The following is a 15,361-nucleotide window of genomic DNA, read 5'->3' on the forward strand; positions in this document are numbered from 1 at the left end:
GACGAACGGCGACGAAACGGGGGACGGCGGATCAGCGGCGCGCCCGCAGCATCTCCACGAAGCGGTCGAACAGCGGCGACACGTCGCGCGGGCCCGGGCTCGCCTCGGGGTGACCCTGGAAGCTGAAGGCCGGCCGGTCGGTACGTTCGACGCCCTGCAGGGTGCCGTCGAACAGCGAGCGGTGCGTGGCGCGCAGCGTCGCCGGCAGGCTGGTCTCGTCGACCGCGAAGCCATGGTTTTGGCTGGTGATCATCACGTGGCCGCTGTCGAGATCCTGCACCGGGTGGTTGGCGCCGTGGTGGCCGTGGTTCATCTTCACGGTCGTCGCCCCGGAGGCCAGCGCCAGCAGCTGATGCCCCAGGCAGATGCCGAATACCGGCAGCCCGCTCTCGAGAATCTCGCGGATCGCCGCGATGGCGTAGTCACACGGCTCGGGATCGCCGGGGCCATTGGCGAGGAACACGCCGTCGGGGTTCAGCGCCAGCACCTCGCTGGCCGGGGTCTGCGCGGGCACCACGGTCAGCCGGCAACCGCGCGCGGCGAGCAGGCGCAGGATGTTGTGCTTGACCCCGTAGTCGTAGGCGACCACATGGTAGGGCCGTTCGCCCGCCGCGGCGTCGGCGTAGCCCTCACCCAGCGTCCAGTCGCCCTGGCTCCATTCGTAGCGCTCGGTGCAGCTGACCACCCGGGCCAGGTCCATGCCCTTGAGGCCCGGAAAGTCGCGCGCGATGGCCAGCGCCCGCTCGACGGCATCGTCGCCCTCGGCGTCGGGACCGGCGAGGATCGCGCCGTTCTGGGCGCCCTTGTCACGCAGGATACGGGTCAGCCGGCGGGTGTCGATGTCGGCGATGCCCAGCACGTTCTGGCGCTTTAGATACGTGTCGAGGCTCGCCTGGTTGCGGAAGCTGCTGGCGATGAGCGGCAGATCGCGGATCACCAGCCCGGCGGCGGCGATGCGCGTCGATTCGACGTCCTCGTCGTTGGTGCCGGTGTTGCCGATGTGCGGGTAGGTCAGCGTGACGATCTGTCGGGTGTAGGAGGGGTCGGTGAGGATTTCCTGGTAGCCGGTCATGGCCGTGTTGAACACCACCTCGCCGCTGGTCTGCCCATCGGCGCCGATGGCGCTGCCATGAAATACGCTGCCATCTTCCAAGGCCAGTATCGCGGGTCTGTTCAACGCAACGTCCTCCATTGCTCTTCGTCAGTCAGGATGCTCGCCCAGCTCGTGCCGCCGCGGGCTGTCATTCGGAATCTTCGGCGTGCCGATCGCCGCTGCCGTCGGGCGCGCAGGTCGTAAAAAAGCGGGACGAAACCCGGTAAAGATCGGTTTCATCCCGCTTGGTGTCATCGCTTCGCCCAACATGGCCTTGCGGGTTGCCTGAGCCCGGCCAAATTGACTGGATTCTACAGGATTTCCGGCCCGGCGACTACCCTCGACGCACCGGCGCCTGGCTAGTCGCCACCCAGTCCCAGCACGTCCTGCATGTCATAGTGGCCGGCCTCGCGCTCGGCGACCCAGCGTGCCGCGCGCACCGCGCCCTTGGCGAAGGTCATGCGGCTCGAGGCCTTGTGGGTGATCTCGATACGTTCGCCCTCGGTGGCGAACATCACCGTGTGCTCGCCGACGATGTCGCCGGCGCGCACCGTGGCGAAGCCGATCTCCTTGTCGGTGCGCGGCCCGCACTGGCCGACGCGCTCGAACACGCCGTATTCCTTGAGCGGGCGCTCCAGGGCATCGGCCATGACCTCGCCCATCTTCAGCGCCGTGCCCGACGGCGCATCGACCTTGTGCCGGTGGTGCGCCTCGATCACTTCGATGTCGTAGCCCTCGTCGCCCAGCGCCCGCGCGGCGGTGGCCAGCAGATTGAGGGTGAGATTGACGCCGACGCTCATGTTGGGCGCGAAGACCATCGGCACGCGATCACGATAGTCATCGAGTTCGGCCAGCTGGGCATCGTCGAGGCCGGTGGTGCCGATCACGATGCGCTTGCCGTGCTCGGCGCAGAACGCCAGGTTGGCCAGGGTGGTGGCGGGGTTGGTGAAGTCGATCAGCACATCGAAGTCATCGGCCACCGCGGGCAGGTCGTCGCTGGCGGTCACCCCCAGCCTGCCGGCACCGGCCAGCTCGCCCAGGTCGGCGCCGACCAGCGAGCTGCCGGGCTCGACGATGCCACACGCCAGGCTGGCCCCGGGGTCCTGATGCACGGCATTGACCAGGGTGCGGCCCATGCGGCCGGCGACACCGACGATGGCGATGCGGGGAGCGTGAGTGGACATACGGTCTCCTGGCAGTTGGCGAAAGTCGCGGCAGTATAGCAACTGCCGAGAAGCCACGCCCCCACCGCCATCCCCGGCGGAGCCTGCGCAGCGCGGTCGGCGCCGAGGCGCCCGAACCCTCTGGACGAGGCAGGCCGACCTCCTTCATAATCCTTCCGCGCAAATAAGAATCATGCGTAAAAGACAACAAGACACGTTGCTCGGCGCTTCACCGGTTAGCGACCTGTCACCTCAACGAGTACGGCACCCGCACATGGTTACATCACTGCTCAAGGCCGCCGTCGGCACGGCCGTCGCGCTAGGCTGCATGGCCGCCCAGGCCGACCCGATCACCGTCACCGACATCGCCGGCCGCCAGGTCACCGTCGATGCCCCCGTGGAGCGAGTGATCCTCGGCGAAGGCCGTCAGATCTATCTGATCGGCGCGCTGGAGCCCGAGTCGCCGTTCGCCCACGTGGTGGGCTGGCGCCACGACTTCTCCGAGGCCGATCCGGACAACTATGCCGCCTACGCTGCGAAGTTCCCGGAGCTCAAGGACATCCCCACCTTCGGCGGCTTCAAGGACGGCACCTTCGACGTCGAGCAGGCCGCCGCCCTCCAGCCCGACGTGGTGCTGATGAATCTCGAGGCCAAGGCGGCCACCGAGGATGCGGCCTACGACGACAAGCTGGCCCAGCTGGGCATTCCCATCGTCTACGTGGACTTTCGCGAGAAGCCGCTCGAGCACACCATCCCCTCGATGCGGCTGATGGGGCGCCTGCTCGGTGACGAACAGCGCGCCGAGGCCTTCATCGACTTCGCCGAGACCCAGCTGGCCCGGGTCACCGACACGATCGCGGCCGCCGATCCCGAGCGGCCAAAGGTCTTCATCGACCGTGCCGGCGGGTATTCGGAGGACTGCTGCATGAGCTTCGGCCCCGGCAACTTCGGCAAGTACGTCGAGCTCGCCGGCGGCGACAACATCGCCGACGGCATCATCCCCAACACCTTCGGCACGCTCAACCCGGAGCAGATCATCGCCGCCAACCCCGACCAGGTAGTGGTCACCGGCGGCAACTGGGACGCCTACGTGCCGGGCGGCGACTGGGTCGGCGTGGGGCCGGGGGCCGACCTGCAAAAGGCCCGCGCCAAGCTCGAGAAACTGACCCATCGCACCGCCATGACCGGCATCACGGCCGTCGAGACCGGCGACGTCCACGCCATCTGGCACCAGTTCTACAACAGCCCCTACTACTTCGTCGCCGTGCAGCGGCTGGCCAAGTGGTTCCACCCGTCGCTGTTCGCCGATCTCGACCCCGAGGCCACCCTGCGGACGCTCCACGAGCGTTTCCTGCCGGTGGACTACGAGCCCGGCTACTGGGTATCCCTGCAAGATGAGTGAAACGACCACCGCGGCCGACGCCCCCGACGAGGGCAATTTCTATCGCGCCCTGGTGATTCGGCGCCAGCTGATTCTCGCCGCGCTGACCCTGGCGCTGGCACTCAGCCTGTGCATCGACCTGGCGCTGGGGCCGGCGCGCTTCACGCTGTCCCAGGTCATCGCCGCGATTCTCACCCCCGATGCCGTCAGCCAGCCGCTGCGGGTCGTGCTGTGGGAGATCCGCATGCCGGTGGCGCTGATGGCGCTGGTGGTGGGCGCCAGCCTGTCGATCGCCGGCGCCCAGATGCAGACCATTCTCAGCAACCCGCTGGCCAGCCCGTTCACCCTGGGCATTTCGGCCGGGGCGAGTTTCGGTGCCGCCCTGGCACTCGCCTTCGGCGTGACGCTGGTTCCCGGGCTGGTCGATTACGTCATCCCGATCAATGCCTTCGTGATGGCGATGCTGACCGCCTTCGCCATCCATCTGCTGAGCCTGAAGCGGGGCGTGACGATCGAGACCATCGTGCTGCTGGGCATCGCCATGGTCTTCATCTTCAACTCGCTGATGGCGCTGATCCAGTTCTTCGCCAGCCAGCAGGCGGTCTCCGCGGTAGTGTTCTGGACCATGGGCAGCCTGACCAAGGCGACCTGGCCCAAGCTCGGTATCTCCGTCGCCGTGCTCGCGGTGGTGGTGCCGCTGCTGGCCCGCCATGGCTGGGCGCTGACCGCCATGCGCCTGGGCGACGCCAAGGCCGAGAGCCTGGGGGTCAGGCCGCGTGCGCTGCGCCTCGAGGTGCTGGTGCTGGTCTCGTTGCTGGCCGCCATCGCCGTCGCCTTCGTCGGCACCATCGGCTTCATCGGCCTGGTCGGGCCGCACATCGCCCGCCTGCTGCTGGGCGAGGATCAGCGTTTCTTCCTGCCCGGCTCGGCGCTCTGCGGTGCCCTGCTGCTGTCCGTCGGCTCGGTGCTGTCGAAGGTGATCATTCCCGGCACCATCATCCCCATCGGCATCATCACTTCGCTGGTGGGCATTCCGTTCTTCCTGTTCCTGGTGCTCAACCACAAGAAGGCTTCATGGTAACGCTGACTCTCGACGGCCTGTCGGCCCGCTACGGCCGGCGTCAGATTCTCGCCGGGATCACCACGCCCCCTTTCACCGGGGGGCAGGTCGTGGCCCTGCTCGGCCCCAATGCCGCCGGCAAGTCGACGCTCTTCCGGCGCATCCTCGGCTTGCTGGAGGGCAGCGGCGAGGTGCGTATCGAGGGCGCGACCAGCGAGCGCCCGGTCGCCTACATGCCCCAGGAAACCGGCGCCAGCGCGGTCCTGACGGTCTACGAGTCGGTGCTGCTGGCACGCATGCAGGGGCGCAGCCTCAAGGTCGCCGACGACGACCTTCAGGCGGTGGAGCGGGCCCTGGACGATCTCGGTATCAGCACGCTCGGCGCGCGCGACATCGATGACCTCAGCGGCGGGCAGCGCCAACTGGTGAGTGCGGCCCAGGCACTGGTCCAGGCTCCCGACATCCTCTTGCTCGACGAGCCCACCTCGGCGCTCGACCTGCACCGCCAGATCAGCCTGCTGGGCATCCTGCGGCAGTTGGCCCGCGAGCGCGGGATGCTGGTCATCGCCTCGTTGCACGACCTGGGCCATGCGCTGCGCTTCACCGACGAGGCTATGGTGCTCGAGAACGGCGGGATGATCGCCTGCGGGCCGACCGAGCGCGTGGTCACGCCGGCCCTGTTGCGGCAGACCTTCCGGGTCGAGGCGCGGATCGAACCCTGTTCCCAGGGCCGCCCCCAGCTCATTGTCGAAGCGGCCGTCTGAACCCACGCCCCTCGAACGCCGCCAGCGCGGCGCCCCCCGCCACGAACGGCAAGGCCAGCAGGAAACCCGGCGAGAGCGGCTGGCCGAACAGCCAGAGATCCGCCAGCACCGGCCAGATCAGCGCCACATACTCGAAGGGAGCCAGGCGCGAGACCTCGGCGTAACGCAGCGCCAGGGTCATGCAGATATGCGCCGCCCCGCCGAACAGCCCCGAGAGCACCAGCAACCCCAGGGTCGGCCAGGCCGTCCCCACCCACCCCAGCGGCAGGGTCGCCAGGCCCGCCAGGGCCGTGACCAGCACGAAGTAGAAGGCGATCGAGGCCGCGGTTTCGGTGCGCGAGATGCGGCGAACGGTCAGCAATGCCCCGGCCGTCAGCAGCGCCGCCAGGAGCCCCAGGGCATAGCCCAGCAGGCGCCCATCCATCTGGCCCTGCAGCTCGGGCAACACCAGGGCCGCCACGCCCACCAGCACCAGGGTCAATGCCACCGCCCGGTGCAGGCTGAAACGCTCGCCCAGCAACAGCACGCCCCCGACGGCCATGGCCACGGGGGACAACTGTGCCAGCAGCGTCGCCTCGGCCACCGGCAACCGCGCCACAGCGGCGAACGAGGCGAACATCGCCGCCGCCCCCAGCCCGGAGCGCATCAGGTGCCCCAGCGGGCGCCGGGTGGCCAGGGCACGCGGGAACTCCCGGCGCCAGATCATGAAGGCCACGATGGGCAGCAGCGCGAAGGCCGAGCGGAAAAACACCGTCTGCCCCAGGGGCACCTCGGTACTGACCGCCTTGACGCATACCATCATGCCGGTGAAGAGCAGGCCCGACAGCAGCCTGAGTAGAATGCCGGCCAGCGGGCGCTCGGCGATGTCGTGCATCTCGATGTTGTCCAACCTGCGGGGTGAAAAGCGCCTGCCGACACGCCAAGGCGTTTCCCGGCGGCCGCCTCGAGGCGCTGCTGATTATACCGGTGCACTGCCATGGCGTCTGTCATGCCGTCGGGAAAACGCCCGACGGGTCATGGCCGACGAGCCCCGTGCTTGTCGATGACGGCGGGAGCCACGGCCGGGCGATCGCCGGTCGCCCCGCCTTCGCGCTGCGCCGCATCACGACGCAGCAGCAGGACGATCGCGGCGATCACCAGGAGACTGCCGGGTAGCCACTGCCAGCCGATGTGCCGGGGCTCGCGCACGAACAGCACCAACATCGAGACGAACGGCACCAGATAGCCATAGGCGGTGACGGCGGCCGGTGTCAGCACCGCCGTGGCGCGCTGCTGCAGCCAGAAGGTCAGCCCGCTGGAGAACAGCCCCAGATAGACCAGCAGCGTGACGTCGCCGAGAGTCATGCCGGCCAGGTGGCCGGGCGTCTCCCCGACCAGCCCCAGCAGACCGATCAGGCCGCCGCCGACCAGCAGGCTCCAGAAGGTGCGCAGTCCCGCACTCGGCGACAGCCAGCCGCGCGCCATCCCCCACTTGCTGAGCACCGGGTACAGCGCGGACGCCACGCAGCCGAGGAAGAACGCCGCCTCGCCGAGGCCGAAGCGCATGCCGTCGAGCCGCCCACCGGATTCCGCCCAGGCCAGGCCCAGCGCGCCGATCGCCCCCAGCAGCAGCACACCCGGCAGTCGCCAGGCCAGCCTCTCGACGCGAAACACCAGGCCCAGGCCGAAGGCCAGCAGCGGCACGCTGACGAAGAGCGTTGCCATCGACAGCGCCGTGGCGCGGTGCGCCGCCCAGAACATGGTGCCGAAGAAGCCCGCCAGGCACAGACCCATGACCGCGTAGAGCGCCAGCCCTGCCCCACCCGGCCAGCGATCGGCGGAGCGCAGCAACAGCGGCGATAGGGCCAGCGCGGCGATGGCGAAACGTAACGCGGTCAGCAGCAACGGCGGCAGCCCCTCGCTCATCAGTCCCACGGCGGGGAACGACAGCCCCACCAGCAGCGCCCACAGCATCATCCCCAGGTGGGCGCGGGCGACGTCGCGGCTAGACGTCATCGGTCGCCTCCAGCGGGAGCAGCAGGGTGCGCAGGGCATCGGCCAGGGCCTGCTTCTGGGTGTCATCGAGCGGCGCCTGGAGTGCCTGCAACGTCGTCAGGTAGTCGTCGAGCAGATCCAGGAACAGACGCTCGCCGGCCGCGCTGAGCTGGATCAGCACGCTACGCCGATCCTCGGGGTTGGCCGTGCGCCGGATCAGTCCGGCACCCTCGAGGCGGTCCAGACGATGGGTCATGGCCCCCGAACTGAGCACCGCGGCGCTGCGCAGGGCGTTGGGAGTGAGCCCTCGGGCGTCGCCGCTGCGGTAGAGCGTCGCCAGCAGATCGAACTCTCCCTCGTGCAGACCGTGCTCGCGGAATACCCGGGTGACCCGGCGATCGACGTACTTCGACAGCCGATACAGACGGGTGAACAGCGCCATGGGCGAGGCATCCCGATCGGGTGCCGCCGACTGCCACTGGCGCAGCACGCCGTCGACATGATCGCCACCGGGATAGCCCAGGCTCATCGCTCACCCCCGCGTCCACCGCGTTGCGTCCGCCGACGCTTCTGCCCGACTCCTGCCTCGACGACGTCGATTCGCATGACCGCTCTCCCGATTGGAATACCGGCATTATAGTTTCAAATAAAGAATCTTTATGCAGAACCAAAAGCGTAGTCAGGAGCGCTATCCGTCCCACCCGGCCGAGTCCACTCGCCCGCCGAGGGGCAGCAGGCCCTGACCGCCCAGCGTGGCGAGCAACCCGGTGCGCCATGAAAGCACGAGGCCCCGACTCGCCAGGAGCGAGCGGGGCCTCGATTCGGCCGGGTCGGAAGACGCCTTACGGCTTCATGTCCTCGAAGAACTTCTTCACGCCGTCGAAGAAGCTCGACTTCTTCGGCGAGTGATGGCTGTTGCTGCCGTCGAGGCTCTCCTGGAAGCGGCGCAACAGGTCCTTCTGCTCGTCGCTGAGATGGACCGGCGTCTCGACCAGGACCTTGCACAGCAGATCGCCGGCCGGGCCGCCGCGTACCGGCTTGACGCCCTTGCCGCGCAGCCGGAACAGCTTGCCGGTCTGGGTCTCGGGCGGGATCTTCAGCTTGACCCGGCCGTCGAGCGTCGGCACTTCCAGCTCACCGCCCAGCGCGGCGTCGACGAAGTTGATCGGCACCTCGCAGTGCAGGTGGCGGCCTTCGCGCTCGAAGATCGGGTGGGGCTTGATCGCCACCTGGACGTAGAGATCGCCCTCCGGACCGCCGTTGGCCCCGGCCTCGCCCTCGCCGTTGAGACGGATGCGATCGCCGGTATCCACGCCGGCGGGGATCTTCACCGACAGCGTACGGGTCTCGCGTACCCGGCCTTCGCCATGGCACTCGCGGCACGGCACCTTGATGGTCTGGCCGGCGCCGTGACAGGTCGGGCAGGTCTGCTGTACGGCGAAGAAGCCCTGCTGCATGCGCACCTGGCCCATGCCGTGGCAGGTCGGGCAGGTCTCCTTGCTGGAGCCGGGTTCGGCGCCGGTGGCGTCGCAGTGGCCGCAGGCCACGTGGCGCGGCACGCGGATGTCGACGGTGGTGCCGGAGACCGCGTCCTCGAGATCGAGTTCGAGGTTGTAGCGCAGGTCGGCGCCGCGTTGCGGGGCGTTGGGATTGCGCCGTCCACCGCCGCCACCGAAGATGTCGCCGAACACGTCGCCGAAGATGTCGCTGAACCCGCCGGCACCGCCGCCGCCGAAGCCGCCGCCACCGAAACCGCCACCCTGGCCGTCGACGCCGGCATGGCCAAACTGGTCGTAGGCCGCGCGCTTCTCGTCGTCGGTCAGGACCTCGTAGGCCTCGGAAACCTCGCGGAACTTCTCGGCCGCGGTGTCGTCGTCCGGATTACGGTCCGGATGGTATTTCTGGGCGAGTCGTCGGTAGGCCTTCTTGATCTCCTTCTGATCGGCTCCGCGCTCGACGCCCAGCACTTCATAGTAGTCACGCTTGGACATGGATCTTGTCCGCCTCCGTGTCGGGTCACGGAAACAGCGACGCGGGAGTCATGCCCCCGCGCCGCCGGTCGCCGTGGAATCAGACGTGGTTACTGCTTCTTCTGGTCGTCGTTGACTTCCTCGTACTCGGCGTCGACCACGTCGTCCTCGGTCTTCTTGGCCCCGTCGTCGGCCTGCTCGGCGCCGCCCTGCTGGGCCGCCTCGCTCTGCTCGGCGTACATCTTCTGGGCCAGGCCGCCGGAGGCTTCGGTCAGCGCGTCCAGCTTGGTCTGGATCTCCTGCTGGTCGTCGCCCTTGACCGCTTCCTCGAGCTCGCCGATGGCGGCCTCGATGTTCTGCTTCTCGTCGTCGGTGGCCTTGTCACCGGCTTCGCTGAGCGTCTTGCGCGCGGCGTGGATCATGCCGTCGGCCTGGTTGCGCAACTGGACGAGTTCCTCGAACTTCTTGTCCTCGGCGGCATGCGCCTCGGCGTCCTGGACCATCTGCTCGATCTCTTCCTCGGACAGGCCGCTGGAGGCCTTGATGACGATCGACTGTTCCTTGCCGGTCGCCTTGTCCTTGGCGGAGACGTTGAGAATGCCGTTGGCGTCCAGGTCGAAGGCAACCTCGATCTGCGGCACGCCGCGCGGTGCCGGCGGAATGTCGCTGAGGTCGAAGCGACCCAGTGACTTGTTGCCGCTGGACTGCTTGCGCTCGCCCTGAAGCACGTGAATGGTCACGGCTGTCTGATTGTCATCCGCGGTCGAGAAGGTCTGGGTCTTCTTGGTCGGGATGGTGGTGTTCTTCTCGATCAGCGGCGTCATCACGCCACCCAGGGTCTCGATACCCAGGGTCAGCGGCGTGACGTCGAGCAGCAGCACGTCCTTGACGTTGCCGCCGAGCACGCCGCCCTGGATCGCCGCGCCCACGGCCACGGCCTCGTCCGGGTTGACGTCCTTGCGGGCGTCCTTGCCGAAGAACTCGGCGACCTTGGACTGCACCAGCGGCATGCGCGTCTGGCCACCGACCAGGATCACGTCGTCGATCTCGCTGTTGGACAGCCCGGCATCGGCCAGCGCGGTCTTGCACGGCCCCAGCGACTGCACCACCAGCTCCTCGACCAGCGACTCGAGCTTGGCCCGGGTGATCTTGACGTTGAGGTGCTTCGGCCCGGTGTTGTCGGCCGTGATGTACGGCAGGTTGACCTCGGTCTGCTGCGCGGCGGACAGCTCGATCTTGGCCTTCTCGGCGGCTTCCTTGAGACGCTGCATGGCGAGGTTGTCGCCGGACAGGTCGATGCCGCTGTCGGCCTTGAACTGATCGACCAGATAGTTGATCAGCTTGAGGTCGAAGTCCTCGCCGCCCAGGAAGGTGTCACCGTTGGTGGCCAGTACCTCGAACTGGGTCTCGCCGTCGACGTCGGCGACCTCGATGATCGAGATGTCGAAGGTCCCGCCGCCCAGGTCATACACGGCGATGGTCTTGTCGCCGCGCGACTTGTCCATGCCATAGGCCAGCGCGGCCGCGGTCGGCTCGTTGATGATGCGCTTGACCTCGAGACCGGCGATGCGCCCGGCGTCCTTGGTGGCCTGGCGCTGGGAATCGTTGAAGTAGGCCGGCACGGTGATCACCGCCTCGGTCACTTCCTCGCCGAGATAGTCCTCGGCGGTCTTCTTCATCTTCTTCAGCACCTCGGCGCTGACCTGCGGCGGTGCCAGCTTCTTGCCCTTCACCTCGACCCAGGCGTCGCCATTGTCGGCCTCGGCGATCTTGTAGGGCACCATCTTGATGTCCTTCTGGACCACGTCGTCGGAGAAGCGACGGCCGATCAGGCGCTTGATGGCATAGAGCGTGTTGCTCGGGTTGGTCACCGCCTGGCGCTTGGCCGCCTGGCCGACCAGCGTCTCGCCGTCGTCGGTATAGGCGATGATCGACGGCGTGGTGCGCGCGCCTTCGGCGTTCTCGATGACTTTGGGCTTGTCGCCGTCGAGCACGGCGACACAAGAGTTGGTCGTCCCCAGGTCAATACCAATGATGCGTCCCATGTAAACACCTCGAAGAATCGTTGCTTGCTGTTCCGTGCGGCACCCTCGCCGCGACTTTGTCGTCTATGTGGGGGCTAAGCGGCGTCTTTCAAGGGCCTGCGCCCCGCTCGTTCGCTTGAACGGTCACTGCGCCGCCTGGCTGACCACGACCATGGCCGGGCGGACCAGGCGACCGTTGAGTAGATAGCCCTTCTGCATGACATCGATCACCGTGTTGGGCTCGACATCGGGATTGGGCACCATGGCCATGGCCTCGTGGTACTGCGGGTCGAACGGTTCGCCGTGCGGTTCGACCGCCTCGACCCCGAACTTGGCCAGCACGTCGAGCTGCAGCTTCAGTGTCATCGACACCCCCTCGCGATGCGCCTCGGTGGCGTCCTCGCCCATCGTCTCGAGGGCCTTCTCCAGGCTGTCGATCACCGGCAGCAGTTCCTTGACGAACTTCTCGAGGGCGAACTTGCGAGCCTTCTCGACGTCCTGCTCGGCGCGCCGGCGCACGTTCTGGGCCTCGGCGGCGGCGCGCATCGACTGATCCTTGGCCTCCGCCAGCGCCTCCTCGAGTTCCTCGACCTTGGCCGCCAGGACCTCCGCTTCGGGATTGGTCATCGCCTCGGCATCGCTGGCCGCTTCCTCGGCAGCGGCTTCCTCGGCGGCATCGGCCTCGTCGAGTCGGCCCTCGAGAGGCTCCTCCTGCGGCTCGGCGCCCTGTTCGGCGCGTTGCAGTTCCTCGTCCAGCGGCGTCTGTGGGTCTTTGGCCATGTCGCTCTCCTGAAAGTCGTCCCGCGCCAGAGCGCGGGGATTCATCGGTTTGCCCCCTATATGGGGATGACGACGACGATCTCAAGGCGCAACGGCACCACCACCACGTGCATTGCAGCCACGCCATGGACTACTGTATAAACACACAGAACCGTTCCGCGCCGATCCCGTTTCCGGAGGTGGCCATGCTGGTGCAACTTGCGATTCGCGACTTCGCCATCGTCGAGCGTCTCGACCTCGATCTTCAGGGCGGCATGACCGCCATCACCGGCGAGACCGGGGCCGGCAAGTCGATCCTTCTCGACGCCCTGGGGCTGTGCCTGGGCGAACGTGCCGATGCCGGCAGCGTGCGTCACGGCGCCAAGCGGGCCGATCTCAGCGCCCGCTTCGATGTCACCCGTCTGCCCGCCGCCCGGGCCTGGCTCGAGGAACGCGAACTGCCCAGCGACGACTGCCTGCTGCGCCGGGTGGTCACCAGCGCCGGCCGCTCCAAGGCGTGGATCAACAGCCAGCTCTGCACCATCGGCGACCTGAAGGCGCTGGGCGAGACGCTGATCGAGATTCACGGCCAGCACGCCCACCAGGCACTCTTGCGCGAGGAGACCCACCGCCGGTTGCTCGACGAGTTCGCCGGCCTGAGCGGTGAAGTGAGCGAACTCAGCGAGACCTTTCGCCACTGGCAGGGCCTGCGCCGTCGGCTCAAGCAGCTCGCCGACACCAGCGATGAGTTGCAGGCGCGTCGGCAGCTGTTGCGTTATCAGGTCGAGGAGCTCGATCAACTGGCGCTGGCCGAGGGCGAGCTGGAGTCGCTGGAGAACGAGCAGGAAGCCCTGGCCCACGCCGAGCAGATCCTCGCCGACACCCAGTTCGCGGTGGAATGTTGCGACAACGACGAAGGTGGCGCCCTGAGCCTGCTGCATCAGGCGCTGAGCCGTCTCGAGGCACTGCCCGGCGCCGATCGCGGCCCGCTCGCCGAGGCCCGGGGGATGCTCGGCGACGCCCGCATCCAGATCGAGGAGGCCGCCCGCGAGCTGACGCATTTCGCCGAGCATACCGAACTCGATCCCGAGCGACTGGCGCATGTCGAGGAACGCCTCGGCGAGGTTCACCGTATCGCCCGCAAGCACCACATCATGCCCGAGGAGCTGGTCGAACTGCACGCCACGCTGGGCAAGGAGCTGGCCTCCCTGGAAGGCAGCGATCAGGACCTCGATGCCCTGACCCGTGACGTCGAGACAGCCCGCGACAGCTATCGACAGCAGGCGCGACGCCTCGGCGAGGCACGCCGTCAGGCGGCCACTGCCTTCGCCGAGGAGGTACAGTCCCAGTTGGGTTTCCTGGCCATGGGCAAGGCGCACTTCGCGGTGGATGTCGAAACCCGCGACACGCCGCAGCCCGAAGGGCTCGAGAGCGTACGTTTCCTGATCAGCGCCAATCCCGGCCAGCCCCCACGGCCGCTGACCAAGGTGGCCTCCGGCGGCGAACTCTCGCGCATCAGTCTGGCGATTCAAGTGGTCGCCGCCACCCACAGCACCATCAGCACCCTGGTCTTCGACGAGGTGGATGTCGGGGTCTCCGGGGCCACGGCCGAGATCGTCGGGCAGCTGCTGCGCCGCCTAGGCGACAGCGGTCAGGTGATGACCGTGACCCACCTGCCGCAGGTCGCCGCCCAGGCGCACCATCATCTGCACATCGAGAAGCAGACCGAAAAGGATACCACCCTGACCCAGATGGCCCTGCTCGACAGCGCCGGCCGAGTCCGCGAGCTGGCTCGCATGCTCGGCGGCGTCACCCTGTCCGACCGCACACTGGCCCACGCCCGCGAGATGCTCGACGCCAGTCAGCGCGCCCCGCACTGAGAGCCCCCTTTCATCGCGAGCCGGTCAGGGCAGCCTGCCGGCTTTTTTCGTCACATGCGCCAGGCCAGGCCGCTCGCCAGGCGCCTCTTACTGATCGACACCTGTCGACGAGCGCGAGCCCCCGGCAAGCACCGAGCCGTGACGTGTTACCATGGGCCCGTCGACGATTCCCGTTCATCGGCGGTATCACCCTTGCTGTCACCGCCTCCGGATACAACCCCGATTTCATGGCTCGTTCTCCCGCCAAGGCCCGGCCGTCTTGATCACCCGACTCCCGCGATGGGTCGAATACGGCGCCCTCGTGCTGGCGCTGACGGCCGGCTGCATCAATGCCGTGGGCTTGCTGGGATTCACCCATCAGGCCGTCTCCCATCTCTCCGGCACCGCGACCCTGCTGGGGGCCGGCGCGATCCACGGCCCCCTCGGCGACACGCTCCACCTTGCCGGCGTGCTGCTCAGCTTCCTGCTCGGGGCGGCCCTCTCTGGCGCTCTGCTGTCCGGTGAGTCGCTGAAACTCGGCCGCCACTACGAGACCCTCCTGGCCATCGAAGGCGGTCTGTTACTGGTGGCGATTCCGGTGCTCCAGGCGGGCTCGCCCTTCGGCCAGGACATCGCCTCGTTCGCCTGTGGCCTGCAAAATGCCCTGGTCACCACCTACAGCGGCGCCGTGGTCCGTACCACGCATCTCACCGGGATCTTCACCGACCTCGGCATCATGCTGGGCGCCGTCTGCAAGGGGCGGCCGATCGATCGACGCAAGGTGACGCTACTGTCGATCATCGTCCTGGGCTTCATCCTCGGGGGAACGCTGGGGGCCTGGCTATTCGTCCGCTTGAGGTTTGCCAGTCTCGCCGTGCCGGCCTTCATCTGCTTCGCCCTGGCCATCGGCTACCGGCGCTACTACTTCCTCCACCGTCGGACATCGGGTCGCTAGGCACGCGCCGGCAAACTGGGATACCAGGAAAGGGATAAGGGGTGGAGAAGCCAGCTCGCTCGATTGCGGCCCGTCAGGGGCGAGCCAAGCACTTGCGTCTGCCGGTGGTGGCGACGGCAGCGACGAACCCGATGGTACTCGTCGACAAGCCGGTAGCGAAGCCGTCGGCCAACGGCCCGAGCGGTGGCACGGCATCCGGGGAAGGCAGGGTTACAGAGGGCCAGCCGGTCGACATCGGCCCGACGGCTTTTCGGCCCCCTGAAACGCAAAAACCCCAGCCGATTGGCTGGGGTTTTCCGAAAAGATGCCTGACGATGACCTACTCTCGCATGGGGAGACCCCACACTACCATCGGCGCT

The 15,361-nt window shown here is 67.7% G+C and carries 14 protein-coding genes; 6 read left to right on the forward strand and 8 right to left on the reverse strand.

Going from position 1 to position 15,361, the window contains the following annotated elements; translation table 11 throughout:
• Positions 1-31 precede the first annotated feature (31 nt).
• Positions 32-1,177, reverse strand: a complete 1,146-nt coding sequence (carA, locus tag KGR00_RS22235) for a glutamine-hydrolyzing carbamoyl-phosphate synthase small subunit (protein WP_224418190.1) — start codon at positions 1,175-1,177, stop codon at positions 32-34.
• 275 nt (positions 1,178-1,452) lie between these two features.
• The gene (gene dapB, locus KGR00_RS22240; protein ID WP_224418191.1) at positions 1,453-2,277 is read right to left on the reverse strand and encodes a 4-hydroxy-tetrahydrodipicolinate reductase; all 825 of its coding nucleotides are present in this window, start codon (positions 2,275-2,277) and stop codon (positions 1,453-1,455) included.
• A 253-nt stretch (positions 2,278-2,530) separates the two neighbouring features.
• Between dapB and KGR00_RS22245 the strand changes: the two genes are divergently transcribed.
• From KGR00_RS22245 to KGR00_RS22255, 3 genes are read left to right on the forward strand one after another with little or no spacing between them, the layout of a single operon-like run.
• Entirely contained in the window at positions 2,531-3,658 is a 1,128-nt protein-coding gene (locus tag KGR00_RS22245; RefSeq protein ID WP_224418192.1) for an ABC transporter substrate-binding protein, read from the forward strand.
• A complete protein-coding gene (locus KGR00_RS22250) occupies positions 3,651-4,718 on the forward strand; it encodes an iron ABC transporter permease (RefSeq protein WP_224418193.1) in 1,068 nt (355 codons plus the stop codon). Before KGR00_RS22245 ends, KGR00_RS22250 begins: the two co-directional genes overlap by 8 nt.
• Positions 4,712-5,461, forward strand: a complete 750-nt coding sequence (locus KGR00_RS22255; RefSeq protein ID WP_224418194.1) for an ABC transporter ATP-binding protein — start codon at positions 4,712-4,714, stop codon at positions 5,459-5,461. The genes KGR00_RS22250 and KGR00_RS22255 overlap by 7 nt, the downstream gene beginning before the upstream one ends.
• On the opposite strand, the gene KGR00_RS22260 is transcribed toward KGR00_RS22255, so the two are convergent.
• The 6 genes from KGR00_RS22260 to grpE form a co-directional block, all read right to left on the reverse strand.
• Positions 5,439-6,335: a DMT family transporter gene (locus tag KGR00_RS22260; RefSeq protein ID WP_224418195.1), complete on the reverse strand. Its 897-nt coding sequence runs from the start codon at positions 6,333-6,335 to the stop codon at positions 5,439-5,441. The genes KGR00_RS22255 and KGR00_RS22260 overlap by 23 nt on opposite strands.
• 140 nt (positions 6,336-6,475) lie before the next feature.
• A complete protein-coding gene (locus tag KGR00_RS22265; protein WP_224418196.1) occupies positions 6,476-7,456 on the reverse strand; it encodes a DMT family transporter in 981 nt (326 codons plus the stop codon).
• A complete protein-coding gene (locus KGR00_RS22270; protein ID WP_224418197.1) occupies positions 7,446-7,964 on the reverse strand; it encodes a MarR family transcriptional regulator in 519 nt (172 codons plus the stop codon). Before KGR00_RS22270 ends, KGR00_RS22265 begins: the two co-directional genes overlap by 11 nt.
• Positions 7,965-8,277: 313 nt before the next feature.
• Complete coding sequence (gene dnaJ / locus KGR00_RS22275; RefSeq protein WP_129141868.1) at positions 8,278-9,426, reverse strand: molecular chaperone DnaJ; 1,149 nt, start codon at positions 9,424-9,426, stop codon at positions 8,278-8,280.
• Between the two features lie 89 nt (positions 9,427-9,515).
• The gene (dnaK, locus tag KGR00_RS22280) at positions 9,516-11,450 is read right to left on the reverse strand and encodes a molecular chaperone DnaK (protein ID WP_224418198.1); all 1,935 of its coding nucleotides are present in this window, start codon (positions 11,448-11,450) and stop codon (positions 9,516-9,518) included.
• A gap of 123 nt (positions 11,451-11,573) precedes the next feature.
• On the reverse strand, positions 11,574-12,209 hold the full coding sequence (gene grpE / locus KGR00_RS22285; protein ID WP_129141870.1) for a nucleotide exchange factor GrpE: 636 nt from the start codon (positions 12,207-12,209) through the stop codon (positions 11,574-11,576).
• Between the two features lie 185 nt (positions 12,210-12,394).
• Between grpE and recN the strand changes: the two genes are divergently transcribed.
• The 3 genes from recN to KGR00_RS22300 form a co-directional block, all read left to right on the forward strand.
• Positions 12,395-14,068, forward strand: a complete 1,674-nt coding sequence (gene recN, locus KGR00_RS22290) for a DNA repair protein RecN (RefSeq protein ID WP_224418199.1) — start codon at positions 12,395-12,397, stop codon at positions 14,066-14,068.
• 259 nt (positions 14,069-14,327) lie between these two features.
• Positions 14,328-15,002, forward strand: coding sequence for a YoaK family protein (locus tag KGR00_RS22295; RefSeq protein ID WP_129141872.1), 675 nt, complete (start codon positions 14,328-14,330; stop codon positions 15,000-15,002).
• Between the two features lie 131 nt (positions 15,003-15,133).
• On the forward strand, positions 15,134-15,361 hold a 228-nt coding region (locus KGR00_RS22300; RefSeq protein WP_224424528.1), incomplete at its 3' end, for a hypothetical protein.

The organism is Modicisalibacter sp. MOD 31.J (assembly GCF_020147985.1).
In the GTDB taxonomy this organism is placed as follows: Bacteria; Pseudomonadota; Gammaproteobacteria; order Pseudomonadales; family Halomonadaceae; genus Modicisalibacter; species Modicisalibacter coralii.